The organism is Treponema sp. OMZ 857, from assembly GCF_024181085.1.
Lineage (GTDB): Bacteria > Spirochaetota > Spirochaetia > Treponematales > Treponemataceae > Treponema.
Map to the genome: position 1 here is coordinate 403287 of NZ_CP051147.1, position 26334 is coordinate 429620.

Consider the following 26334-nt stretch of genomic DNA (forward strand, 5'->3'; position numbering starts at 1 on the left):
CGACAAATGGGGCAAGCCCGTTTGCGGGTTAAGCGGATGTTAGATGGATGTCCCCACTGGGGCGAAGGGAGAAAGGATGAAAAAAAGATTATTGGTAGTGATAATGTATTCATTTGTTTTGTTTTCAATAGCTGCTCAATCTACTAAAGATTATACTATTTTTTTAAATATTGTAAAAAAAGAATTAAAAGAAATCCATATACAAAATTATGAAGAACACTTCAATGAACAGTATTTTATTATCAAAGAAAAGAATGATTATTTTGATGTTGATACAGAAGTCGGATTGACAAATTTATATAATATCTGTGTACAAAATGATAAATCACAATGGGAAAGTATCATTAAAGACCATTTTTCTCAAGTCAAAAACGGAAGAGCAGAAGAAAAAGAAATTCTTCCTAAATTAGAAAAAATAGAAACGGGTAAAGAATATCTGAAAATTCGCCTATATCCGATTGATTATAAAAAACAGATTTCAAAATCTTCAATAACAGATTGCTCGATGGATGACTATATCGGTGTTGTTGTTATAGATTTTCCCAGTGCAGTAAAAGCCTTGTCAAATGAATATGTAGAAAAATGGTCAATCAGTGAAAAAGAAATCTTAAAAATTGCAAAAGAAAATACACTTAAAAATAATACTGAAAAATTTGAAGTATATAAAATATCAGATACTTTTTCGGTTTCTATAATGCTTTCCAATACAAATATTTTTATTACTTCTTCTATTTATGATTTAAATAAAAAATATAAGGCTCTTTCCGAATATGGTGCCTTTGTAGCTATTCCAAACAGATATGGAATAATTCTAAAAAATATAAATAAAGAAACTTTGAATAATGATATTGTACAACTGATTGGATTAGTAAATTATATGTATCAACAATGTCCGGGAAGCATTACAGATACAATATATTGGTTTGATGGTAAACAATTCTACAAAGTTATCCATAATGTTTCAAAAGGAATGATAAAACTTCCTGATAAATTAGTGCAAAAATTGAAATAAAACCACATAACACCGTTTTCAAAGCCGACAACGGGACAAGCCTATTGCGGTTTAAAACAATGTTGTGGCGACAGGTCGCTGGTTTGCCGTGGAGGAAAAATGAAAAGTTTAAGTAGAATTATATTATTTTCTGTTCTATTATTTTTGTTTATCTCATGTAAAAAAAATGAAAATAAAGATTCTACTGCTGTAGCAACAGATATAGAAAATTCTGCAAGAGAAGAATTGCTAACCTTTGAAGAAGCAAGAGAAAGATTAGATTTAAAAAATCCTGAAGTGAAAGAATATTTTAAACCATTTTATGAATCTCTAAAAATATTAGATGTGGAAAATCCTACTGTTGAAGATCAGATAAAATTATTTTATGAAACAATAAAAGTATTGGAAGAGGAATACTATTTTAATATATTTGATTTTGATTATAAACCAAGCGATGAATTAACAGAAATATTTCATAAAATATTTTTAGAAGATGAAATTTGGCAGAATATCATTTTGAATTTATATACAAAAGCATCTCAGCAACCGGATAGATTCCTTAATACAAGTAAAAGTATAAAGATAAAAGATACCTCAATAGTTTCAATCACTGATAAGGAATGCACTTGTATCGTAAAAGCAGGGGCTACGCATTGGTTTTATGCAGACCATGGTATGGAGCTTACAAAAAAGGTGTATTTCAAATATTATGATGATATTTGTATAAGTGAAGAAGAATTGAAAAAATTCGGCCAAAAAGCTTTACAGGAATATAAGAAGATTGGAGAAGGAAAATTTGCGGGAAACACTATAAAGACAGAAGAAAATCATATATTCCATTTAGTAAAAAAAGAAGGAGTATATAAAATAAAGGATTTTGTTTTTAATATTACCTCATTTACAGAAGGTTAAAATATTATGTATAAGAAGAATATCTTAGCTATACCTCAAGGTGATATGATAAATTATATTCATGGTGGGTATCTTTCAGAATTTGAAGAATACATCTTAATAAAGGTAAATAATGGGAAGATAATTGAACAAGGGAAATATAATTTAGAAAATTATAAAAATAAAAAATACCAAGCATTGAAAGATTTTATGGTTCTGCTAAGTGTAACGAATCTTTGAAGAAAAATGGAATACAAGATGTATTTAGACCGAGCCTTTTTGATATAACTCAAAAATATATAAAAGAATTACGGGATAATAATTACGAGGGCTACAATACTGATACGTACGAACTATTTGTAAAAAATCATATTAAAGATTAAAGAAATTGACAAAATCAAACACTTGCTTTAATCTGATATTGCAGATAGATCGCGAATGCAAGTTAAGCGAACGTTATGCGTACACCTCACTGGGGCATTTGGGGAAAATAAATGAGAATAAAATTTCTAAAAAAAATAATTTACTCTTTACTTTTATTAAATTTATTTATAGATATTGCATGTGCTGAACCAAGGAAAGAAACTGAAAATATTTTACTGGTTTATTTGTTTCAAAAGGGGTATGGAGAAAAAGCGACATATTCAATTTATAATGGAGAGCAGTTGTTAATTGACTTAGACTGTTTAAAGAAACGCAATATTTTAGGAATAAGATTTGACAGAGAAAATAAGGATACAGTTTTATTTGCTGAAAAAAATGATAATTTATATCGTGTAATAAGGCTTAATTATATTAACAATGAAGAAGCTATTTTATTTGATTTTGAATGGGAAATATATCACTTATGTACTTTTACTGAAAATACTATATTCTGGTGTGAACGGTGTGAGAAAAACAGGGAACCTCATATTCTATATGAATATGATTCTCGAACAAAACGAATAAAAAAACTGTATGAAATTGAAGATATTCTCAAAAAATCCGAAGAACGATATGAGTCCCGATTTATTACAAGCGTTCAAGCTGATGATGATACTGTTTATTTTTATATGGACGGAGGATTTGTCGGTGATTCGGGAAATTTTGTAATTGACCGCTCAACAGGAAATATCCGAAAAAATGAAATTGATATCGGCTGGTCTTATCCTAATAGTCGTCATAAAAATAAAATAATACGGCAGGGTGCATCTGCTACACAAACAGAGAATATGAAATCTTTTAGAAGCGATAGTAAAAGCTGTGTTATAACGGATTTAAATACATTTGAAGATATTCAATGTACATTTAAGCAAAGATACGAGCGAGCGGCCGGACCTTTAGTGCTGCTATCTGATGATTATTTTCTGGCACCGTTTTGTATCAGTCCTTTTAGGGATTCCTTGCGTAACGGACTGTTTGGTCATAATTGGACTGTTTGTTATACAGTATTTGATATTAAGAAAAACAAACCTGTATTTAACGGAATCAGAACAGAAACCGATATAATGCACCTTGTTGATGCAAAAATCATTGATGAGAACTAGAAGATGATAAATACATTAAATATTTTTAGCCGAGTCAGGAATTGATTAAAAAAGAACCAGAGCTTTATGATGAGGTAAGGCTATAGCAGGTCTTGACGTTCATCAGTTAAAATATTAACCTAGAAAAGGTACTTCTAGAAATATAAAACGCCCTTTTTAAGAAAAAAAGAAAGTGAATATAATATTTCACGAAAAGATATTTTTCGCCTAAGACAGTTTTTAAAATCAACGGGCAGACAGGCTGCCTATAGTTTAAAATAGTGTTCTACATAACAGCACACTGTGCTTGATTGAGAAAAAACGGCTTTTCCGCTTGAGTAAAGGAAATTTTGGTAATTTTAAAATGTTGAAAAAAAGAAATGCACTATTCTTGCTTTGTATATTTGCATTTATATCATGGGGAATATGGTTGTTAGAAGTAAATCCATTTTTAACTAATACATGGGATTGGATTAGGTTTAAAAAAATAACATTTATTCTTACACCTTTATTGTTTATTGTATGGGGTTATATGTCTCAAGTAATTACAAAAATATTTTCTATGATTTTTAATTTACTTATATTTTTTATATTCTTTTTAATTATGTTATTTTTAATTATGGCTGCACATATAGCAGGTCCTGCCGGTATTGTATTTTTAATTTCCCCTTTTTATTTTTTGCTTTATAAACCAATTGTATTAATTTTAATATCGTTTTTTGCTTTTGTATTTAATTTAATAATTATAGAATTAAATCATCTTAAAATTAAAAAGAAAGAATTTTTAATAATAATTTATACTTCTTTCTTTATTATTCCGATTGTGATGTTTTTTATAAGTTATTTATTTAAAATATTCAATGCAAATGAATATATAATTGGTTTTTTTGGATATAACAATATGGATACTATTTTATGGTTTAAAACGGGTATAGTTATTCCATTATCATTTATCTATGAAGGATGTCTGTTGTTGGTTTTTAAGAAATGAAAATACAATTATAAATATACCAAAGTTAGTTGATAAAAAAGAAGTAGTGAAATCAAAATTTGAGGAATGTGCTTTCGCTGATGAATTTTTCATGCATTAATAAAAATATTAGAAAATGACATTGAACTTTCTGGTTTAGGTAGAAGAAGCTGTTTGATAAAAGAAAACTGAATATAATATTTCAATAAGAAATATTTTTTTCAACACCGTTTTCAAAGCCGGAAAAACGGTTCAGCTGCGTTGCGGTTTAAAACGTTAGTTATATGGACTGCCTTCTGGAGGCAGTAATTCTGAGGGGAATATGAAAAATAAAAGAATATGTATTTTGTATATCTTACTATTTTTATTGCAAAATATCTTTGCTCATGATGAACGAGAGATGGATATTTTCATTTTACTAGAAAATAATTCTAATAGTATTCTACTGTATAAAGGATGGATTCCGAAATCGCATGATGAGTCAGCAATTTTAAATAAAGATCTCTATAATGCTTTAATATCGATGGATAGAAAAATTAAAAAGTCAAAACCTATTTCTATAAATAATGTTGAAAAAGCTTGTATTATAGATGGTGAATATAAAGTTGAGTATCTACTGACAGGAAAGAAATATGAAATTCAAAATAATTATTGGATGTATGAGTCTCAGTCTGGAAAGTTCTATAGATGTGATATTTTAAATGAATTGAGAATCATATATGATTGTTATAATTATTCTGATTTTTATAGTAAATATTATTTACAGGACACATTAAATATTGCTGATTGTAAAAATATAAATTTTATAAAATGGCTTTTTACTCATGAAACGGATATTCAAATTAAAGATAAACCTATTGAGGTTATTGAAAAATAATATTCAAATGGAATTCCAATTAGGATTCAACAATTACCTTTTTACTATACAATAAAAATTTCAAATGAAGAATATAATCAATATAAAAAAGCTTGTAAGAAAAGATCTGATTGGAAAATATTTAAAAATGGTGAAATATCATTTCGGCTTATAACAAAGTTTGATTTATGTTGTGTTATAAAAGAAAATGAGCTGATTTTTGGATTTGGAAATATGGATATTATCCATCCATAAAATGAAATAATACATAACATCGTTTTCAAAGTAAAAGGTGAGGGAGTGATAAAAATATTGATTCATGATACACTTTAAAAAAATAAGAAGATTTGATAATGTTGATATATAGAGGGTTATATAGTATATTGTAATAAACATATACTATATAAACACACTTCATGTTCAAGAACTATTACTGTTAGCGCTAACTATATATGCCATCATCACCGCCGTTTATTCGTGGGGGTGTTTAAAAGCAGTCCGGTTGTCTCGAATAGAGAAGGAGAAGACGTTGAAAAAATTTGAAGAACGGTTAACGCGTCTTGAAGAAATCAGCGAAAAAATCAAGAGTGCCGATCTTCCGTTGGAAGAAGCTCTTGCGGCTTTTGAAGAAGGAATCAAGCTTGCTAAAACCTTGGAAAAAGACATTGATAAAATAGAAAGTAAGGTGCAGATATTGATGAATCAGCCGGTGCAATCGCAGGATAAACCTGAGCTGGAGCTATTTTCAGCTGATGATATATAGCAATGGATACCTCGTCTCAATCACCTGAAATATCTCAAGTTTCTTTTTATACTGATACGGCTGTCGATTCCGCCGCGGTGTACAAGCCGATAAAAGCGCTTGATGCGGAAACGGCACGGAAAATTGCGGCCGGCGAGGTTATTGATCGCCCTGCAGCCGTTATCCGCGAGCTTTTAGATAATGCAATCGATGCAGGCGCTTCAAAGGTGCAAGTGGAAATTGCAGGCGGCGGTATCGACCGCATTCGGGTGACGGATAACGGTTGCGGAATGAGCCGCGAAGACCTTGCAATCTGTACGGATACCCATACGACGAGCAAGATATCCACCGCGGAAGATTTGCTCTCCCTGCACAGCCTCGGTTTCCGCGGCGAAGCGCTTTCTTCTATTAAAGCGGTCAGTGATCTGGAGATTATCTCGACGCGAAACGGCCCCGCCGCATGGAAATTGCAGCTAGGGAGGATACTTCCGGCGCGTCTAAATGCCGGTACTGTGGTGCAGGTAGAAAACCTCTTTGAAAACTTTCCTGCCCGCAAGCAGTTTTTAAAGCGGGCGGCTGCCGAGACTGCGCTGTGTAGAATAATCTTTCTCGACAAAGCTCTGCCGCATTACCGTACCGAAATGCGCTTTATCACGGATGGCGAGCTTCGCTTTCTGCTTCCTCCTACAGAGTCGCTGCGGGAACGTTGCCTCGCCGCTTTTTCGTTTAAAGAACCCGAAGCGCTCTTTTTTGAAATTGAAGGAAGCGGTGAGCATTTCTCGTTCCGTATTGTGCTCGGCAGCCCGGATGTTGTCCGAAGCGATAAACGCGCTATCATGGTATTTGTCAACGGTAGAAGGATTACCGAGTTTGGACTTACGCAGGCAATCGAGTACGGCAGCGAAGGCTATTTCCCCAACGGCGGACATCCCGTTGCGTTTTTATTTTTAACGGTAGAGCCTTCCCGTGTGGACTTTAACATTCACCCCGCAAAAAAAGAAGCACGCTTTCAGGATTACGGCGCTATCCACCACGCCGTCAGCAGCGCCGTCGGCTCCTTTTACCGGCAGCATACCGTTGCAAGTCTCTTAAAAGAAAAGTATGACCCCAGCCTTACCCGCCCTCTGGATTTTCAGCACGGTTCCCCGGCAGGAGCATACCCACAGTCATCGCACTCCGGCACGGCAGCCGGTCAGCATGGAGACGGTAAAAGCGGTAACTCAGCCGTCGGTACAGCAGCCGATGAGTATGACCGATATGGAAAGGAGTACGGAAACGATACCGGTGTACTGCCTGACGGATACAACTACGAGGTGTCCGGCACTCAAGCGGAGTACGGTTCTGCACAAAGCGGATATGGCAGCGCATTCCGCCAAATAGCGGCGACAGCAGCAGTTCCTTATTCAGTAGGGGAACGCATTATTCCACCGCCTGCGGCTACGGGTACGGCAGCGTATCTACAGCCGCCGCCGGATCTTCCTCCGGCTGATTTTAAGCTGCTCGGACAGGTCGCCGGTACCTTTATCGCAGTAGAAAAAAACGAGGCGCTGTATTTAATTGACCAACATGCTGCCCACGAGCGGATTATCTTTGAGCAGCTGCGGCATAATATCGGCGGCGTACAGGAGCTGTTAATCCCCTACCGCATTATCACTTCATCGGAAGAAGACGATGCGTTTATCAAAAAACATCAGGAGCTGCTGTGTAAGGCGGGCTTTGCCCTCTCCGATGAAGGTGCGGGCGTATGGCAGGTAACCGCCGTACCGGCACGGTGGACAGGCACGGAGCGCGATCTTATCCGCGACATCACGGGCGTCCGTAAAAATGCCGATGATATCCTCTATCAGATTTTAGCCTCAGCCGCCTGCCGTGCTGCCTGCAAGGATCATGCCATCCTCGACCCCGTAACCCAGCAGCACATTGCGGCGCAAGCCTTTGAACTTCCGGAACCCATCTGTCCGCACGGCCGCCCAATCTGGATTGTGCTTACCCGCGAAGAACTCTTTAAACGAGTTAAGCGAACGTAGACAAAATATTTTTGTACGGCTATGCAACCAATATCTCAGTACAATAGGCTAGGGAGCTTATGAAAGCGTTATAGGAACCAAAAACTATACTCATCTATAACTGTAATTGTGCAATCTTTTTTATCTATTTTAACAAACACCGTAATTCTATCAAATCTACGATTTTGAAAGCCTATAAAAATATTAAATGAACCTTGAAATTTATCAGAATACTTAGACACAGTTACTAGTATTTTATTTTTATTCTGTGGACTTATACTATATTTTAAAATTTCAAATGGTATTTCTACTCGCTGCATATCATTTATTGACTCTGTCTGTAAACGAGTGATTTTATTGCCTATTTTTTTTACATTATATTCAATGATAATATCATTACCCTCTATTGAAATAAAATTTATTAATGGCGGTTTAGGTAATATACATGCAGATAAATGTATACAAAAAGAAATAAGTAATATTAATCTTGTAAATTTTCTGAAACCCATTTTATAGCCTTTGACTTATGATAATATAAGGAAATAAGCATTTCAATACCGGTGGATTAAACTTCTTGTAGTAAAAATCCTTATACTTTTCTTCTTTGAACTGCATCAAGATTCTTGTTTATAGACTTGAACAAACCCGCCGGCATTGACCTTTCTTGTATTTTTCGCTAAAAAATTTTACAGGCTGATTAAATTTTAAGGAAATCTCTAAAACTAAGGTTATGAAGAAGTCCCGATTCTTTTTCTATATTACGATTATAAGGAAGCATTATGAACGAAGCAATTTTTTTAGGCCGCGGCGAAACTGCGGTTGAACTTTTACCGATGAGGGCGAATAGACACGGACTTATTACGGGGGCTACCGGTACCGGAAAGACCGTTACGCTCAAAGTAATTGCGGAAGCATTCAGCGATTTAGGCGTGCCGGTGTTTTTACCGGATGTGAAAGGCGACCTGTGCGGTTTTGCCGAAAAAGGCGAATCGAGCGTTAAACTGCAAGAACGGCTCAGTCTCTTACATATTTCAAACTTTGAATTTAAAAATTATCCCGTGCGGATGTGGAGTATCTTACAAGAAACGGGACATCCCATACGCACTACGATTTCCGAAATGGGGCCGCTGTTGCTTTCGCGCCTTTTAGACCTTAACGAAGTGCAAACCGGCGTATTGAATATCGCGTTTCGTGTCGCGGATGAGGACGGGCTATTGCTTTTGGATTTAAAGGATCTTAAAGCGATGCTCCATTATGTCAGTGAAAATAAGCAGGATTTAAAATTAAAATACGGTAATATCTCCGACACCTCGGTAGGGGCAATTCAGCGGAATCTTTTAACGCTCGAAAATGAAGGAGCCGATAATTTTTTCGGAGAACCGGCTTTAGACCTCAATGATTTTTTTAAGCAAACATCGGACGGACGAGGTTATATCAATATATTAAATGCCGTCAAACTGTACCAAAAGCCCATGCTGTATTCAACCTTTTTGCTATGGTTCTTATCCGAACTTTACGAAAACCTCCCGGAAATCGGCGATGCGGAAAAACCGAAAATCGTTTTTTTCTTTGATGAAGCTCACTTGTTGTTTGATAACGGCTCAAAGATATTGCTTCAAAAGATTGAACAAATCATGCGTTTAATCCGGTCGAAGGGCGTTGCGGTTTTTTTCGTTACTCAAAATCCCGCCGATATTCCCGAAGACATCCTCGGTCAGCTGGGAAATAAGATTCAACATGCGTTGAGGGCGTTTACCCCTAAGGATGCAAAAGCCATACGCCTTGCAGCCGAGACCTTCCGCGTCAATCCTGCATTCGACACCGCTCAAGTTATCACGCAGCTTAAAACCGGCGAAGCCCTCGTTTCCGTTTTGCAGCAGGACGGCAGCCCTTCCATAACGCAGCGGACAATGATTGTTCCTCCTCACAGTAAAATGGGCGTAATCGACAGTGCTAAAATCACAGCGTTGGTAGAAGAGTCTCCTCTTTTATACAAATACAAGGATCCGGTCGATCGGGAATCCGCTTATGAGATTCTTACCAAACAGTTTAGCGAACAAGCCGAAGCCGCAACGCGCCAAGCCGAAGAAAAACAGCTTGCAAAAGAAAACGCAGCAAAGGCAAAAGAAGAAGCGGCGCTTATACGAGCCGAAAACGCCAAAGCAAGGGCAGAAGCGGCAAAGTTAAGGCTGGAAGAAGCTGCGAAACGGAAAAATCAAAGCACCACTGATAGATTGGGAAGAATTTTGGTTGACAGTATCACCCGCTCAGTCGGACGGGAAATTACCCGCGGTGTTTTCGGCTCCGTTAAAAAAATGCTCCGCGGTTGAGCAGTTATACAGGGACGGGCAAATATATCAAGCTGTTAAGAAACCGTCTGAGATGTTTGCCCCGATAGTTCATCTTCTTTAAAAAGCCATATCAGTGCATCATCGATTGCTTTTGTGAGGACGAGTACATGAATATTTTGTTTTTCTTTTTGCGCATGTTTTTTCCAGTACTGCAATGAATGTTTTTTTAATTTTCGTTTTTCTTCTTCGATCCTTTTATCTGCCTCGTCTTTGTGCACATCAATGTAATGATATAATCCGCATGCCATAAAATAAACGCCGAGTAATCGAACAAACGGTTCTTGTTCGGTTTCCAGCAGGTGTGAGAATTTCTCTGCTGCCTCGCGGTAGCGTTTTAGCATCTGTGCCGAGAATGCCTCATAAAACGATATCCACGGGGAGGTTTTATGAGGCTGTTCGGCAATACGAGTCATAAAATCGGCAAGTCCTTGATAATCGTTTGAAAGCAGTTTGGCTGCCGCAAAACGGGAAGCAAAAGTTCTAATATATTCAGGTTTATATTCTTCGAGTACACGTTCAAGCCGTTTTAATATTTCAAAATCGCCCAATAAAATACTGATTTCACACAGTATCCGTACTTTTTTAGCAGTAAGATGATGTTTTTCAAAAATTTCCGTCTCTAAATAGAGTGAAAGTGCGGGCCAATCTTCAGCTTCAAGAGTTGTTATGAGTTTCCAGTTGCTGATAAAGAATATATTCATTCCCAGAAAGAGAATCATAAAAAAAAGGACGAATATCCAGTAGTTTTTGAAAAAGCTGCCGATAAATTCAGTACCGGCGGTAAAGAATGAAAAAGAAAGCACTGTAAAGAAGATAGTTAACAGAACGGCATTAAAGATAATAATAAGCACTTTTAATTTCATTCAAAATCTCCTATAATCTATAAATAGATAGTGTAAATCTTTTGATTACACTTTCAGTGTACTACAGGAGCGTATTTAAGTGAATACATTGAAACTTTTAGAGCTGAAAACCCCCGTATATTTTACGGAGGATGTGTACATTGATAAAAAGTTTTTGTTATTTACAAGAGAAAGTTGTTTTACGGATGAATTAAAAAGACTTCTTTCCGAATGGCAGTTTACGCTTCTCTATACAAAAGGAACCGTCACCGAAGCGAATCCTCAAAAAAAAGAAAATGAGGGCGAAGAAAAAAATGATGTGGCCGGCACAGGTCAAGTCCTAACCGAACCAAAACTTTCGGGCGAGTTAGTAGAAAAGACCTATCAAAGATTCTATGCCTTTGCTGACGAAGTGTATGGAGCCTATCGTAATAGGCAGGCGCTCAATACCGAAAGTGTCATTGCCAAAATGAAGGAATTCTGTACTTTTGTACAAGAAAACCGGCAGGCAGTACTTATTTTGCAATCGATTATGCCGTATAACGTAGATAATTTTCTTGTTACCCATTCGATTCGGTCGACAGTTTTTGCTATCGTAGTCGGTATGGAACTTAAAATGCAAAATCATCAGCTGGTAGAATTGGCAACCACTGCTTTGCTGCATGAGATAGGCCTTATTCATATTTCCGAAGATATTTATTCCAGAGCAGCCGAACTGTCAGATGAGGAAAAAAAGTATCTCCATGTGCATCCGGTGCTTTCCTGTAAAATATTAAAGAAAGCCAAATTTCCGCTGCCGGTTTGCCTCGGTACGCTTGATCATCACGAGCGGGAAAACGGTACGGGATACCCTCAAAAGCTGACCGGTGAAAAAATTTCTCTTTACGGAAAGATTCTGGCGGTTGTCTGTTCTTATGAAGCGATGACCGGGGAGCGCAAGTATAAGAAAGCTGATGATCCTGCAACGGGGTTATTGAATGTTTTGCGCCGGGAACCTTCGCAATATGATGAAGAGGTACTCAAAGCGCTCTTGAATGCGCTGTCGTTTTTCCCGATCGGCAGCTTTGTGTATCTTTCAAATAATACCGTTGCACAAGTAATCGACAATAATTCGGAGGATCCTCGTTTTCCCGTTGTACGTGTTATTGACAGATCTGCAAAAACTGCTTTTTCGGAAGCCATCCGTACTGCGATGGACGGCATCCGTATCATGCGTCCGGCACGTAAAGAGGAATGGGTGGCCGCCCTCAGCAAAGGAAAAAAGAAGGCGTAGCTTCCGCAGCTATCATGGGCTATACATCTTCCGTATTGTAAATTAACAAAACGCCGCAGATGCGCTGCACACTACCGTAGGCGTACAATAGTCTTGCCGGTACCGCCGTGTTCGGGGCGGGCAAAGAAAAATTCCGCGACATACGGAGCTGCGGCGAGTTTTTCTTGAACCATTGTTTGCAACACGCCGTTTCCTTTCCCATGTACAATTGAAAATTCCTGCATATTATGCATCAAAGCAAGATCGAGTTGATTTTGCAGGTGCTTTTCCGCTTCGTCCAGCCGCATTCCCAGTAAGCGCAGTTCAAGTTCCGGGCGGCTTTCCTTATGCAGCTCCGCTTCTACCACAACCTGCGGCGTGCGTAAGGGTGCGGTGCCGGACAAGTTGACCGGTTCGAGTTTGTCGGCAGGGAATGTCATTTTAACGGTATCGACCGCCACCAGCCAGTTCTTTTTTTCTTTCCGGATAATGACGCCTCGCCGGTGTAGGTGAGGGATAAGCACTTCCATGCCTTCTGCAAGCGCTTCGTTTATTGAGGCGCCGGCTACAGGAACACCGTTTGCAGATTTTCCGTGCCCTTGTTCCTGTTCACGATTTCGAAGTGCCTGCTGTAGGGCGGAAAGCTCCTCCTGTTCATTGCGGATATCTGTTTGCTCTTCCGCAAGCATTTGTCCGAAATCGGCAAAGAACTGCTTGAGTTTACTCGTCTTTTCGTGCGTCAGCTCCCCCTCTTGAATTTCCCGCACGAGGTTTTCTATTTCGTTGCGTTTTTGCTCGAATAAATCGTTCAAGCGTTTATACCCCTGCGAGCGGAGGACTTGCTCCTTTTGACGGAGCTTGAGCGCATTTAAATCGAAGCGGCGCTGTTTTTCCCGCAACGCTTTTTCCGTCTCGTCTTTTTCCCGTTCAAATACCGCAAGCTGCTCATGCTTTTCCATCAACCCCTTGATGAGGGCGGCGGCATCGGCGGAACTGTCCGCCATATACGCACGCGCGGCGCGGATAACGTCAGGGCTTAATCCGTTTTTTTCCGCAATATCGACGGCGCGGCTTTCACCGGGTATGCCCATCAGTATCCGGTATGAAGGGCGCAATGTCGCTTCGTCAAAGGATACGGAGGCATTTACGCAGCCGCTTTTCCGGTACGCGTAGTTTTTTAGCACACCGTGATGGCTCGTTACAAAGACCCGTGAGCAGCGGGCAAACAGCTCATCCAAAATCGCCATGGCGAGTGCGCCGCCCTCTTGAGGGTCGGTACCGCTGCCGAGTTCGTCGAGGAGGATAAGGCTTTCTTCATCCGCCGCCGCCAAAAGCTCTCCGACAGTGCGCATATAGGCGGAAAAGGTGGAAAGCGAGCGGTCGAGCGACTGCTCATCTCCAATAGCACAGCCGACGTAGCGGAACACCGGCAGGCGCGTTTCTTCTCCGGCGAGTACCGGCCAGCCTGTTTGATTTAACAGCACAAAGAGGGCGGCGGTTTTTAAACTGACTGTTTTACCGCCGGTGTTCGGCCCGGTGATAATCAGTATCCGATCTTCCGCCGCCAGTTTTAGGTCGATGGGAACCGCCGCCGCGCCGAGCAGCGGGTGCCGCGCTGCCTGTAAATAAAAGTATTGAGCGTTCCCCGTGTCGGGTACAAAAACACCGTTTTCCGTATATGCCCAGCGGGCGGCGGCGGCGGCACAGTCCAGCTCTAACACGAGCCTGTATGCTTGCTCCAGCGCCTCCGCTTCCTCCGCAAGCTTTGCGCTGATGCTCACCAACAGGCGGTGCAGCTCCCGTTCATACTCCGCCTGCGCCCGCATCAAGTCGTTATTACGCAGCACAATGCTTTCAGGTTCAAGGTAGAAGCTTTGCCCCGACTGGGAGTATTCGTGGATAATGCCCTTAATCCGCCCCTTAAAGTTGGAACGCACAGCGATAACCTGCCTGCCGTTCCGCAGCACGGGTGCAGGCGTTTGCAGCATTCCCTTGGTAGACTCGTCGGTGCAGTAGCTCCGCATTGTTTTTTCGATATCGGCTTCGATACGCTGCATCTTTTTTCGGATTGCCGTCAGCGAGGGGATCTCCCGCAGCGCTCCGTTTTTGTCGATAAACGAAAACACCGCCTGTTCGGTTTGCGGAAGCGGCGGTATCGATTCGATGAGTGTACACGCGGTACTGTCCGTCCGCTTTTGCTTTATAGCCCATGCCTTCAATTCACCGACTTGCAGCGCCAAAAGCCCTGCCGCGTAGAGTTCCTCTACGGTAAGGCAGACGCCTGCGGTATGGAGCTGTTTTAACACGGAATCGAGCGGCGGGAGGTTTTTAATCGGTAGCGGTTTATCAGCCTGTAAAAACGAAAGAATATCCCGTCCCAGCTCCTTCGCCACAGTAATCTCCGCCGCATCTTGCAGCGGACGTTTTTGTAGACATCGTTCTCGTGCTTCCTCAGATTTGCAGTAACCTGCGATAATTTCCGCTATGCGAAAAAATTCTAAAACTTCTAATGTATGTGGGGTCATTACATTCCTTACTTACTTTACTTACTTTACTTACTCACTACCGTTATAAATAACAAATAGTTTATCAGTTTTTACTATTTATCGATAGTGCTTTCCGATATGGTGATTTACAAATAACATCCCGATAACCTGCATATTTTTTATTTTTTCTCCTTAAGTGTTTTTCAATAACTCCGATATATGTAATAAGCACAGTGAAAAGGTTGTGCACCCTTCATTGTGTTACGTTCTTCTGTGTCGGATAGCAGAGGATCTGGAAAATAATTATTGACATATCGGCAGGGATGCCGTGACGGACGCCGTAAGGTAAAAAACTCGTCAAAAATCGCCGAAGGAGTAGCAATATGATCATTAATCACAACATGAGCGCTATGTTTGCACAGAGAACAGTTGGTCAAACCAACGTTTCCACTCAGAAAAACATAGAAAAACTTTCATCCGGTTTACGCATCAATCGTGCAGGGGATGATGCTTCCGGCTTAGCAGTTTCCGAGAAAATGCGAAGCCAAATCCGCGGCTTGAACAGAGCAAGTGCCAACGCTCAAGACGGCATTTCTTTTATTCAAGTTACCGAAGCGTTCTTGCAGGAAACAACTGATGTTATGCAGCGCATCCGTGAATTAAGCGTTCAGTCTTCGAACGGTATTTACAGCGCCGAAGACCGCTTGTACATCCAGGTTGAAGTATCTCAGCTTGTTGCTGAAGTTGACCGGATTGCAAGTCACGCACAGTTCAACGGTATGAATCTGCTTACCGGCCGTTTCGCTCGTGAAACAGGAGAAAACACCGTTACCGCCTCTATGTGGTTCCATATCGGTGCCAACATGGATCAGCGCATACGTGCATATGTCGGTACAATGACCGCTAAAGCACTCGGTGTTCGCGACGTTGGTGACGAATCGATTCTTACAATCGATACGCCTGAAACAGCAAACCGTGCAATCGGTACCATTGATGAAGCCATCAAGAAGATCAACAAACAGCGGGCTGATCTCGGTGCATACCAGAACAGACTCGAGATGAGTGTTGTCGGTATCAATGTTGCAGCGGAAAACCTCCAAGCCTCGGAATCACGCATACGTGATGTCGACATGGCTAAGGAGATGGTAGAATTCACCAGAAACCAGATCCTGACGCAGTCCGGTATGGCAATGCTTGCACAAGCAAACCAGCAGACACAAAGCGTGATGTCTCTGTTGCGCTAAGCATTAGAGAGTGACGGAAAAGGTTGCCTCCTACTAGGGATGCAACCTTTTTTTTATTATAATCGATTCCGTTATATAGTATGCGACAACTTACCGAACTGGATATTTATATATTAAAGCAAGAATTTCCTCAGCTCAGTCTTACAGAAGACCCTGACATTGAACGCTATTTTGAATTTCGTTCTTTGAATAGACAAGCGGAGGCATTGGGGCTCTATAATACAAAGTTGATACATCGATATCCTGATAGTAAGATGCGGGTACAGTTGATGACCTATTACCGAAAGCGAGATTATCGATTCCATATTTTGCTTACCGATTCGCTTGTTCAGCTCGCGGATCGGACTGTTGTTCAAGTCAAAAAGGTTATCATTTTCTTTGCAGAAACCATTGCTCCGTTAAAGCGTGCAAAGGTATATACGATTATTAAAGTATGCGAAAAAGTCATTAATGCTATTTCTCCGAATCGATTTGCCGCTATTAGTTTTACCGAAAAATATACGCGGTATGCCGAAAAGCTTAAATACCATGCCGCCGATATGCGGCAAGCTGCCGATATTATCCGCATGTATATCACCGATACGCTTTCTTCTGTGCGGGAATACCGTGAAGAACAGGATCGGAAAAATGCTCAAGAGAAAACACGGAGAGCACTTCATAAAGAAAAGGCTTCCGTTGTCGATTTTTCAAAAATTGTATTCACAAAAGAACAGGTTGCTTCAATTACCATTCCTTCATCCATAATCCGTATCGAGGATAAAGTACTTGCCTATACTATGAAATATTGGAATCGCTATGCCGACGGTGCTTTTGAAAATATACTGCTTTTGTACAGCAGAAAGTACGGCACTAATCATTATGCGATTTTCCATGCGGTAAAAGTAGGCAGAGTGCGTAATTGGAAAGATGAGGAACTGCTCCATGCGGTACTCGCGAATGTAGCACAGGGATACTATTATAGTATCTCCGGGGATTTGTACTTACAACGAGCCTGGAAGCAGTTAAAGCTTAATCTGGATCCTTCGTCTCCGCCTTCGCAGGTTAAAGGATTGCCCGTACCGGCTGTAAAAAAAGCAAAGGCTGCAAAACGGTCAAAAAAACAGACTGAAAAAGCAGTGGTTCAAAAAACGAACAAAGCGGAAAAGGAGCCTGTTTCCACACGTAAGAAAAAAGAGACGAAAAAAAATGTTCAGGTTAATTCCGTTTCGGTGTCCGGAGCTGCAATGCCGTCTGCAAAAAAAGTATTGCAAAAAAACACAGCGACAGCGCCCGAATCAAGAAAGAGTACGAAACCGGTTTCAACAGCTTCAGTACCGGAATCCGGAAAAACCGCTCAGGAACAAATAGTCGCTGAAAAAGCATCGGCTTCCGTTCAAATATATCCCATCAATGAGCCTAAAGGTCTGCCGGCCTCCATCGCCGAAACGGTAAAAAAAGTAACGGGCAAAAGCTACGGAATCTACCGCGATCTCTTCTTTAAAGAAGTCCGATCGGCAATCCGTACAATTCTCCAACACTCAACAGTACAAAAATTATCGTTCTTCGGCAGCGAACAAAACAACGCCGAAAATATCATTTATCAATTTTTAGAAACCAATTACGACAATCCCTATCAGCAATGGCAGGGTAGCAAAGAACAAGCTGATGTGTTTGAGCAAGGATTCCGCATCGACAGCCTCGAACCGATCATCCGCCTTTGGGCTAAAGAAAACCTCTGACGCACAGGACAATCGTATCAGATGCTTTGGCAATATCCCCACAAAATTAGGAGGCCGTTCAAGCAGAACTGCCAAGGATGGCAGTGGTTTCATACAGCAGCGATGTTTTGTGCACGCACAAAACTCGCCTTCAACTGATGTACACGGATGTACAGCAGTTGAAGACGGTTCAAATGCTTGCCCAACCTCCTGATTTTTCGATTTTTATGTATTTGTCTGATGCGATTGTCCTTCTTCTAAAATCAACAACCCCGACGCGAGCGTCGGGGTATTAAACCCTCCGCACGAATAAACTGTGTGAAATTTTATCTAAAATTTCATACAGTTTTTTAAAGTAGCTGGGTAAACGTATCAGATAAAATAGATCAAATTCCGCAGAATTATAGGCTGGGTGACCATTTGAGCCGCATAGCGGCGAAACTCTGGGCGACCAGCCTATAATTCTGCGGGGAATATAAAGACACTCTCTGATACGTTTACCCTGCGGAAGTTTGACATTTGAGGGGCTTACCGCTATACTTTTTTTATGCTCAGTAATTTTCATACTCATACGTATCTGTGCAAACACGCTGAGGGTACTCCGGTTGATTATGTACGGCAGGCCGCAGCTGTCGGTTGCTCTGCGCTCGGGTTTTCCGACCATTGTCCTTATCCACACGACGACATGTGGCTCTATTGCCGGATGGCAGCGGCTGATATCCCGTTGTATAAGCGCCTCGTTGAAGACGCAAAAAAGGAAGCCGATTTTCCCGTGTACTTCGGGTTTGAATGTGAATGGTCGCCGCAACATCACAACTGGTTTAAGGATGAGTTAATCGGCCGCTATGGAGCAGACTATTTGGTATTCGGTTCACACTGGTTTCCGCTGCACGACGGACTTGAATATATTGCGACCGTTACTGAAAGGCGTTTGCTGCATACCTATATCGATTTTACGATTGAAGGGATGAAGTCGGGGCTGTATGCGTTTTTAGCTCATCCCGATTTGTTTTTGAGCAGCATCCGGTCTATCGATGCGGACTGCCTTACCTGCATTGATGCACTGATCGATGCGGCAAATGATTTGGGTATGCCGCTTGAAATCAACGGCTACGGGCTGATTAAATCGAAGGTGCGGCGGGATTACGGTGAGGACTATCAATATCCCGTTGCGGCGTTTTGGAAACGTGCAGCGCAAAAAAATGCCCGTATTATCTGCAATGCCGATGCGCATCAAATAGAACAGGTTTTGGCAGGAGTGCAGAACGGTATCGAATATGCGGAAGACCTCGGCATACCGATAATCGATGCGGCGGAAGCGCTGGGCTTTGCACATAAGTAGGATTGGTTCACACGTATGTTGAAAGAGGTCATATTTTTGAGGATATACGATGCGTAAGGATACGCCGCATACTGCCGAACGGAAAGCCGCTCGTGCCGTTGTGGAAGGACGGGTGCAGGGCGTGGGCTTCCGTTATTGGACGGTACAGGTTGCACGGGAATTCGGCATTACCGGCTGGGTGCGAAACTGTCCTGACTATTCGGTGGAGATATTTGCGGAAGGAGACGGCGCCGCGCTCTATGAATTTTTCAATGCAGTGCAGCACAGTCATCCCCGCGCGTATATTTCCAACTTTACCGTTACAGCGGCGCAGTATCAGGGGTTGGAATCTTTCGACGTCCTCTTTTGAAAATATATGGCACATCTACTTCGTTGCTACGCACAAATTAATCCTCAACGTATCAAAGATACGCCTGCGGTTAATTTGTGCTCGCGCCTTGTATCTGTACCATCTATTTTCAAAAGGCTAACGGAAAGCTATATCCGTGTGCCGCTACCGCAAATGCTCAACGTATTAGAACGGACAAGGACGTACAACTGTTCAAAAGGCTTTTTAGGAGCGGCATGGATGCCATTGTTCGGGAATGTACATCCGTGTACACTTTTAATGATGCATCTACTGAGGAGAACATAATGGTTGTTAAAATAGTGCTTCCGTTTTTATATCTCGGGTTCGGGTTTCTTGTAGGAAAAACGCCGATCGATATAAAAAATCAGACATCGTATCTTTTAACGAGATTGGCTATTCCAATGGTGATTATTTATAACATTGCAACGTTTCACCGCGATTTGTTTTTTATTATTACCGCTATGATAGTTATGTTGACTGCAATGATGCTTTTGAGCCGGCTCTTTACTTCCGATGCTGTCGAACGTTTATGCTTTTTCTATTTAAATATCGGATGGCTTGCTCTGCCGGTTGTTACTGCTGTGTGGGGTGACAGTGCCGCAATGGCTATCCTTTCGCTGTATATCGGTAACTCCCTTTTCGGAAATTCCATCGGTGCAGGTATGTTGATCAATAATGGTGCTGTAAAGATCGACATAAAACGGACATTACAGTCTCCGCCGGTGGCAGCGCTTATTATCGGTGTTGCCTGTATTCCTTTCGGTGATGTCTTTCGGCAGTATCTCCCACCGGTATATCGAATGGTAAAATGGTTACTGACTTTCTTAGGTATGGGGGTACTCGGAATGTGGCTGGCGCATATAAAACTTTGCCGTAAAGATTTTAAAGCTGCGCTGCGTTGGGCATTACTAAGGGCGGTAATAGTCGGCTTCTTTCTGACTTTATTTATTTATATTGCAGGTATGTTTAAACTGGAACTGGTAACTGCGAATAAATCCGCACTATATATAATCTGTATTATGCCGCCTGCTGCCAACATTATCGTATTGGAAACTCATTACTGCCATACGGGAAAATCCGCAGGACTTACCGCGTGGGGCACGCTGTTAAGTTTACTACTTATCCCGATATATATTGTGGTAACAAGGTTATTGTTTTAAACCATGGCAAACGCATCAGGCTGTTTTGTAGCAACCCCGCAGAAGCGGTTAGGCTATTTCCCAGTTTTTGATGTATCCTTCCAGTTCATCCAGCATTGCGAGAATGGCGGCCTTGTTTTTTTCCGAATATGTTTCTGCTTCTTTTCCCAGCTTTTTAAAAAACGGAAGTAATGGGGTTAGCTTTGCTATAGGAACCTTGGTCGGATGGTACTTTATCAACACACTTCCGGTAACGGGATTGTGTTCAATTTCTTTGACGATTGATGAAAGCGCCGGAGATTTCAGTATGGATAATGCCCGCTCGGTGATTGCGGTGTCCTTAAAGACAGGAGCCCGCAGCCGTATGCGGCCAGGGAAAAAGCCGGTAATCATCTTGCCTCCTTTAACAGCTTTTGCATGGATTCGATACTGACGGCAATGGTCAGCGAATTATGCAGCGTCGCCGCGAGTGCGGGCGGGATAAGGCCGAACATACCGGCAAACAAGAGCAGTGAATTGCCGCCGATAATCAGCTTGTTGTTTTTATCTATCCGTGACAGGGCTTTTTGACCGAGTTTCCGTACCGTAATTAAACCGGAAAGTCCGTCCTCGGCCAGTACAATATCGGCGGTGTCTCCTGCAATTGATGAACAGTTGTCCATCGCAATGCCGACATCCGCGGCGGAAAGTGCGGGCGCATCGTTGATTCCGTCCCCGATCATAATCACCTTATGTCCGGCATCTCTCGCTTCCTGAACATACCGCACCTTATCTTCCGGCAGCGTCTGCGCATGATATTCCGTGATACCGGCCTGAGCTGCAACCTTTGCTGCCGCTTGTTCGGCATCTCCTGTAATCATAACGCAATTACGCACACCCAAGTGTTTCAGCTCAGAGACTGTTTCTGCGGTACCTTCCCGGGCGGGATCTCCAATAGTCAAAATACCGGCGAGCTGTCCGTCAACCGCCAAATAGAGTAAGGAATAGCCTGACTTCTCGGCAGACTTCTGCACGCGGGCTATGGCTTTGGTGGTTGGGATTTTTTCATCTTCAAAAATAAAATGAGCGCTTCCGATACAGAGGCGCTTGCCCTCTAACGAAGAAGCAATACCGTGTGCGACAATGTATTCAACCTTCGCATGGCGTTCGGGATGTATAAGATTTTGTTCCTGAGCTGCTTGTACAACGGCTCTTCCCAGCGGATGCGGAAAATGTTCTTCAAGACATGCCGCGAGCCGCAACACTTCATCCTTTGTGAAGGAGCCGAACGGATGCACTTCGGCTAAGACCGGTTCCGCATAAGTGAGGGTTCCCGTTTTATCGAAAATAACGGTATCGGCAAGCGCCGCCGCTTCCAAATACTTTCCGCCTTTTATCGAAATACCGTGCTCTGCCGCTTCCTTCATCGCAGAAAGAACGGCAATCGGTGCGGCCAGTTTCATCGCGCAGGAATAATCTACCATCAATGTTGAAATCGTTTTGGTGATATCCCGTGTAAATAAGTAGGTTAAACCGGTCAGCAAAAAATTGAAGGGCACTACTTTTTCTGCGATACGTTCCGACCGTTTTTGCGCGGCAGCTTTTAAAGATTGAGAGCGGTCGATCATCGCGATGATATTGTTCACTTTCGTTTCAGATCCCACCGTGCGTACACGGACGTACAGTTCACCTTCCAAAAGGATGGTACCTGCAAAGACGGTAGCACCGCTTTTTTTTTCTACCGGCAGGGATTCTCCGGTAATGCTCGCTTGGTTTACGAGCCCTTCACCTTTTTCAATATTCCCGTCTGCGGGGATTTGGCTGCCGGCACGGACAACGATAAGATCGTCTTTTTTAAGCGCAGAAGGTGGGAGCGTCCGTTCTTGATCACCTTCGATAAGATGTACCGGCTCGTTTGAAATCAAAAGCGTTTGTGCCAGATTATTGTACGATTGCCGGCGGGTCAGTTCTTCAATTTCTTCTCCCATATCGAGCAAGGTCGCAACAAAACGAGCTGTCTGTGCCTTACCGTCCAGAACGGCAACCGTCAGGGCTGTTGCATCCAGTAAATCCGTACTAAAGAATTTTCCTGCAAAAATAGACTGCGCCGCTTTCATGATGCGCGGGACAATCCTTTTGTAGAGCAGCAGATTTCGTACCGGCATCGGGAGAAGCGATCGTACGGTAACGTCAAAGAGGGTGGAGGCGAGTACATCGAAGATGCTTTCGGGTGCAGGAATTTTTGCAACTGAAGCGAGCAGGCTTTCATCGGACAAGTATTTATCGGAGAGGACTCGGAATAAGGCGAGCACCTCAGCTTCCGAAAGTGTCTTTACATCGTAATAAACCAGAAAGGATGCGACTTTGGGGTTAACTTGAATGTCGGTTATGCCGGCTTGTACCGCGATGAGCGTCTGCGCAAGAATAGCTTGCCGCGGCGAAATTTCAACCGCATTGTAGTGCAGTCTTATTCTGCCGGGCAGGGAGTGTTTAATGGTTACGTTCATTGATAAATTGATAAAAAGTTCTTATGCGTTTTGTGATTGGTTGTATGCAGCTTCGGCCGCGATATCCTGTGCGTCCTCTTTCACCGCTTCCATAAAGGCAACCGCTTCCTGCTTGAGCTGCAAGCCCTTTTCCGTAACAGCTACACAGGCCTTGCGGAATGCCGGAGTCCGAATGAGAGCCGCTGCGGCAAATCCTGCTGCAACGCCCACGCCGAATGCAACCCATTTATTTGAAAACATATGGTACCTCGCTTATTGTCATACTTAACATCCGCCGTCAATTTTGCTGGCGAAACATTCGTGTGTGGAACAATAACAGTTTTTGATAAAAAACGCAATAAGATGTGTTTGTTCTAGCATATAGAACGTTATTTTGTTATTCTTGACACGGAATAGCAATATATGATAGTATGCCGCTCGTCAACTTTCCCCGGTTGTGTAATGGTAGCACCGCAGATTCTGGTTCTGCTTGTGGGGGTTCGAATCCTCCCTGGGGAATCTCCGAAAACCTCTAAAAATGATTATTTTTAGAGGTTTTCGCTTAGTAAAGTACCCAATGCTCTGTTTGGGTCCCTTCGTCTATCGGTTAGGACATGAGATTCTCAATCTTAAAAGACGGGTTCGATTCCCGTAGGGACCGTCCCTCATTTTATCTGTACCGTTCCGTTATATATGCAAACCCCATCATTTTTTCTATAATACTTTTATGAAAAAGTTTACCGGTTTATCTGTATGCGACGGTCTCGTTGCATGCCGGCTTGTGTGTATTCCTGAAAATGTTATACAGGCAGCACCCGCCTACGCAATTACCGCTCAAAATATTCAACATGAACAAGAACGGCTGCGAATTGCCGTACAAGCTGCTCAAGAGGGGCTGAGACTGGCGCTTGCCGAATATCGAACGGCAGATACCCACGTGAAATCTCCCGAACAGGCTATTTTAGAAACCCATCAGACAATGCTCGCCGACGAAGAGTTTATGCGCGGCATTTATACGGAAATAGAAACTTCGCTGATGAATGCCGAAGCGGTACTCAAACGAAAATTGGATGAAGTGATCACAATGCTGACTGCTTCAAAGGATGCGTATCTTTGTGAACGAGCAGTTGACATTCAGGATGCTTACGAACCGGTGTTTTCTTATTTAAATCCACAACATAAGCAGTCTCCTTCTCGGTTTGCCGGCGTACAGCCTGACTCTCTGCTTGCGGCACGGGTATTTAAACCGTCCGAAGCGCTCGAAATAAAAAAACTTAGCCCCTGCGGGATTATTATGGAAGAAGGCGGCGCGACCAGTCATATTGCGATTATGGCACGAGCGTGGAATATTCCGACACTGATTGCCGTTCAAGGACTTATGGATTCGGCCAAAAGCGGAATGTATGCCGTGCTGGATGCGACGAGTGGAACGCTGACTTTGGAACCCGATACAGAAACTATCGCTCAAATAAAATCTGCCGGTAGTGAACAGATTGAGGCAGCCGAAGAAGAACGGGACTATACACTGGTGTATACGCAGGACGGTACTCCCGTACATTTGAGTGCAAACATTGTGCTTACGGAAGAATCGGCGTTGCCGGCCGTGCAAAACGCCGCCGGAATCGGACTCTTCCGGTCTGAGTTCTTGTTTTTAGGAGCCCAAGATATTCCTGATGAAGAACATCAGTACACAGCGTACCATACGGTGTTGGAACGGATGGGATCAAAGCCGGTGGTAATCCGTACCTTTGATGCCGGCGCTGATAAAATGCTGAAAGAGCAGGAAAATCGTCTGGAGCGAAATGCACTCCTCGGCTGGCGGGGAATCCGGTATTGCTTGGATCGTCCCGAAATTTTTAAGCATCAGCTGCGGGCACTGTTGCGGGCAGGTTGTATCGGCAATCTGCATATACTCATTCCGATGATCTCCTGTAAAAAAGAAATCACCGCCGTGCGGAATTTAATCAAAGAGATTGAGCAAGAGTGTGAACAAAATCGAATACCGTATAAGAAAGATATTCCGATTGGCATTATGATCGAAGTGCCTTCCGCCGCAATCGCTGCCGACCTCTATGCTCCGGCGGTGGACTTTTTCTCTATCGGCACCAATGATCTTATTCAATACACAATGGCGGCGGATCGAGAAAACCAAACCGTCGCACATTTAGCCGACTGTTTTCAGCCCGCAGTGCTGCGGCTTATCCGGCACGTTATTGAAACGGAGCCGCTCCTGCACCGCACCGGTGATTTGCGCGGCGGATTTGTGTCTATGTGTGGGGAGATGGCTTCCGATACGGAGGCTGTTCCGCTCTTACTTGGGATGGGTTTGCGGCGGTTCAGCATGGCAGCGCAAAAAATCCCTGAGATTGCGCAGCGGATCGAATCTATCCGGATCTCCGATGCAGAGGCTCTCTGTAAAGCCGTCAGTCTGCTGGGCACCGCTGAAGAAATACGCCGCGAAACAATGAAGCGCTTCCCGCTGTAGGCTTTCATGGTTTAACTGCTGTAGCTTTTATCAAGCAATATACGTCGATGTACGGAAATCAGTTTTGAAATTTTTGCTTGCATTTCGGGGACGCTGTGCGTTCTGCTTCGTGCACACAGCTTAGCGGGATTGCCGCAGATAAGGCACGGACGGGAGAAAAGTCCCAGTTCCGATGCGGAAAGCTTTTGTTCAAACGCCGAAAAAACGTCGAAGTCCCACAATATACCGATCGGATGCGTGCGTTCCAATGCTACCGTTTGCCGTTTGACTGTTTCTGCGTGCGCGTTAAGCAGCCAAAATGCAGTGCATCCTGCAGGCGCTCGGTCTTCGTAATGTGCCGCGATGAGCGGTGTCTGCACGGAACCCGCGCCGGACGGTTTATGCTCTTCGTAATATGCAGTAATGAGCTGTTTTCCATCGGTGCCCGGCTCTTTCTGCATCAGCCGGTCTAAAAATACTCGGCAGCCTTCATCGAATACTGCCTCAAGGAAGCGGTTATTCTTTATCGGCCCGGGAATAACAAGCGAGAACATCACCACGGTTTTATGTACAAGCAGCGTTTGATTCGGTGTTCCATCCGGCAGGGAGCTCCCTAATCGATGCCCACTGTCCGTCTCCGCAAGCCGAAATAACCGTGCTTGCTGTTCCCGCCGGGCATCCCGCAAGGCCGCCATATCCTGTACGGTCTGCGGAATACCTTCGGTAAAAATTTCCATGATAA

At 42.7% G+C, this 26334-nt stretch carries 23 protein-coding genes and 2 tRNA genes; 18 read left to right on the forward strand and 7 right to left on the reverse strand.

All coding sequences use genetic code 11. From position 1 onward, the window contains the following. Window positions 1-76: 76 nt before the first annotated feature. The 8 genes from E4N66_RS01800 (at window position 77) to mutL (ending at window position 7982) form a co-directional block, all read left to right on the forward strand. The gene (locus E4N66_RS01800) at window positions 77-1012 is read left to right on the forward strand and encodes a DUF1444 domain-containing protein (RefSeq protein ID WP_253728738.1); all 936 of its coding nucleotides are present in this window, start codon (window positions 77-79) and stop codon (window positions 1010-1012) included. Window positions 1013-1111: 99 nt separating this feature from the next. Next, the gene (locus E4N66_RS01805) at window positions 1112-1903 is read left to right on the forward strand and encodes a hypothetical protein (protein WP_253728739.1); all 792 of its coding nucleotides are present in this window, start codon (window positions 1112-1114) and stop codon (window positions 1901-1903) included. 6 nt (window positions 1904-1909) lie between these two features. Next, window positions 1910-2122: a hypothetical protein gene (locus tag E4N66_RS01810; protein WP_253728740.1), complete on the forward strand. Its 213-nt coding sequence runs from the start codon at window positions 1910-1912 to the stop codon at window positions 2120-2122. A gap of 254 nt (window positions 2123-2376) precedes the next feature. After that, entirely contained in the window at window positions 2377-3408 is a 1032-nt protein-coding gene (locus tag E4N66_RS01815; RefSeq protein ID WP_253728741.1) for a hypothetical protein, read from the forward strand. A 286-nt stretch (window positions 3409-3694) separates the two neighbouring features. After that, the gene (locus tag E4N66_RS01820) at window positions 3695-4378 is read left to right on the forward strand and encodes a hypothetical protein (protein WP_253728742.1); all 684 of its coding nucleotides are present in this window, start codon (window positions 3695-3697) and stop codon (window positions 4376-4378) included. A gap of 301 nt (window positions 4379-4679) precedes the next feature. After that, on the forward strand, window positions 4680-5234 hold the full coding sequence (locus E4N66_RS01825) for a hypothetical protein (RefSeq protein ID WP_253728743.1): 555 nt from the start codon (window positions 4680-4682) through the stop codon (window positions 5232-5234). A gap of 508 nt (window positions 5235-5742) precedes the next feature. Next, entirely contained in the window at window positions 5743-5976 is a 234-nt protein-coding gene (gene xseB, locus E4N66_RS01830) for an exodeoxyribonuclease VII small subunit (protein WP_162664362.1), read from the forward strand. 2 nt (window positions 5977-5978) lie between these two features. After that, window positions 5979-7982 carry a DNA mismatch repair endonuclease MutL gene (mutL, locus tag E4N66_RS01835; protein WP_253728744.1) on the forward strand — a complete coding sequence of 668 codons (2004 nt, stop codon included), beginning with the start codon at window positions 5979-5981 and terminating at the stop codon, window positions 7980-7982. 68 nt (window positions 7983-8050) lie between these two features. Here the strand turns inward: mutL and E4N66_RS01840 are convergent, their stop codons facing one another. After that, entirely contained in the window at window positions 8051-8470 is a 420-nt protein-coding gene (locus tag E4N66_RS01840; protein ID WP_253673105.1) for a hypothetical protein, read from the reverse strand. Between the two features lie 270 nt (window positions 8471-8740). Between E4N66_RS01840 and E4N66_RS01845 the strand changes: the two genes are divergently transcribed. Further along, window positions 8741-10291, forward strand: a complete 1551-nt coding sequence (locus E4N66_RS01845) for a helicase HerA-like domain-containing protein (RefSeq protein ID WP_253728745.1) — start codon at window positions 8741-8743, stop codon at window positions 10289-10291. A 35-nt stretch (window positions 10292-10326) separates the two neighbouring features. Here the strand turns inward: E4N66_RS01845 and E4N66_RS01850 are convergent, their stop codons facing one another. Continuing rightward, window positions 10327-11175 (reverse strand): hypothetical protein, encoded by an 849-nt coding sequence (locus E4N66_RS01850; RefSeq protein WP_253728746.1) that lies wholly within the window; start codon window positions 11173-11175, stop codon window positions 10327-10329. Between the two features lie 79 nt (window positions 11176-11254). Here E4N66_RS01850 and E4N66_RS01855 point away from each other — a divergent pair, with 79 nt between their 5' ends. After that, entirely contained in the window at window positions 11255-12427 is a 1173-nt protein-coding gene (locus E4N66_RS01855; protein WP_253728747.1) for an HD-GYP domain-containing protein, read from the forward strand. A 71-nt stretch (window positions 12428-12498) separates the two neighbouring features. Here the strand turns inward: E4N66_RS01855 and E4N66_RS01860 are convergent, their stop codons facing one another. Next, window positions 12499-14931: an endonuclease MutS2 gene (locus E4N66_RS01860; protein WP_253728748.1), complete on the reverse strand. Its 2433-nt coding sequence runs from the start codon at window positions 14929-14931 to the stop codon at window positions 12499-12501. Between the two features lie 344 nt (window positions 14932-15275). On the opposite strand from E4N66_RS01860, the gene E4N66_RS01865 reads away from it, so the two are divergent. From E4N66_RS01865 to E4N66_RS01885, 5 genes are all read left to right on the forward strand, one after another. Continuing rightward, on the forward strand, window positions 15276-16136 hold the full coding sequence (locus E4N66_RS01865; protein WP_044014958.1) for a flagellin N-terminal helical domain-containing protein: 861 nt from the start codon (window positions 15276-15278) through the stop codon (window positions 16134-16136). 80 nt (window positions 16137-16216) lie between these two features. Next, the gene (locus E4N66_RS01870) at window positions 16217-17854 is read left to right on the forward strand and encodes a hypothetical protein (protein WP_253728749.1); all 1638 of its coding nucleotides are present in this window, start codon (window positions 16217-16219) and stop codon (window positions 17852-17854) included. A gap of 526 nt (window positions 17855-18380) precedes the next feature. Beyond that, window positions 18381-19175 carry a PHP domain-containing protein gene (locus tag E4N66_RS01875; protein ID WP_253728750.1) on the forward strand — a complete coding sequence of 265 codons (795 nt, stop codon included), beginning with the start codon at window positions 18381-18383 and terminating at the stop codon, window positions 19173-19175. A 49-nt stretch (window positions 19176-19224) separates the two neighbouring features. Continuing rightward, complete coding sequence (locus tag E4N66_RS01880) at window positions 19225-19524, forward strand: acylphosphatase (protein WP_253728751.1); 300 nt, start codon at window positions 19225-19227, stop codon at window positions 19522-19524. 284 nt (window positions 19525-19808) lie between these two features. Continuing rightward, the gene (locus tag E4N66_RS01885; RefSeq protein ID WP_253728752.1) at window positions 19809-20684 is read left to right on the forward strand and encodes an AEC family transporter; all 876 of its coding nucleotides are present in this window, start codon (window positions 19809-19811) and stop codon (window positions 20682-20684) included. Window positions 20685-20732: 48 nt separating this feature from the next. On the opposite strand, the gene E4N66_RS01890 is transcribed toward E4N66_RS01885, so the two are convergent. Genes E4N66_RS01890 through E4N66_RS01900 form a run of 3 tightly spaced genes read right to left on the reverse strand, consistent with a single transcriptional unit; the run spans window position 20733 to window position 23389 of the window. Beyond that, window positions 20733-21056 carry an HMA2 domain-containing protein gene (locus E4N66_RS01890; protein WP_253728753.1) on the reverse strand — a complete coding sequence of 108 codons (324 nt, stop codon included), beginning with the start codon at window positions 21054-21056 and terminating at the stop codon, window positions 20733-20735. Continuing rightward, entirely contained in the window at window positions 21053-23149 is a 2097-nt protein-coding gene (locus E4N66_RS01895; protein WP_253728754.1) for a heavy metal translocating P-type ATPase, read from the reverse strand. Before E4N66_RS01895 ends, E4N66_RS01890 begins: the two co-directional genes overlap by 4 nt. A 21-nt stretch (window positions 23150-23170) precedes the next feature. After that, window positions 23171-23389: a hypothetical protein gene (locus E4N66_RS01900; protein ID WP_044014971.1), complete on the reverse strand. Its 219-nt coding sequence runs from the start codon at window positions 23387-23389 to the stop codon at window positions 23171-23173. A gap of 187 nt (window positions 23390-23576) precedes the next feature. On the opposite strand from E4N66_RS01900, the gene E4N66_RS01905 reads away from it, so the two are divergent. From E4N66_RS01905 to ptsP, 3 genes are all read left to right on the forward strand, one after another. Further along, a tRNA-Gln gene (locus E4N66_RS01905) sits at window positions 23577-23647 on the forward strand. A gap of 70 nt (window positions 23648-23717) precedes the next feature. Beyond that, window positions 23718-23789, forward strand: a tRNA-Glu gene (locus E4N66_RS01910). A 66-nt stretch (window positions 23790-23855) separates the two neighbouring features. Then, window positions 23856-25613 carry a phosphoenolpyruvate--protein phosphotransferase gene (gene ptsP / locus E4N66_RS01915; protein WP_253728755.1) on the forward strand — a complete coding sequence of 586 codons (1758 nt, stop codon included), beginning with the start codon at window positions 23856-23858 and terminating at the stop codon, window positions 25611-25613. Between the two features lie 11 nt (window positions 25614-25624). Here ptsP and E4N66_RS01920 read toward each other — a convergent pair whose 3' ends face one another. Then, on the reverse strand, window positions 25625-26329 hold the full coding sequence (locus E4N66_RS01920) for a citrate lyase holo-[acyl-carrier protein] synthase (protein WP_253728756.1): 705 nt from the start codon (window positions 26327-26329) through the stop codon (window positions 25625-25627). Window positions 26330-26334 lie beyond the last annotated feature (5 nt).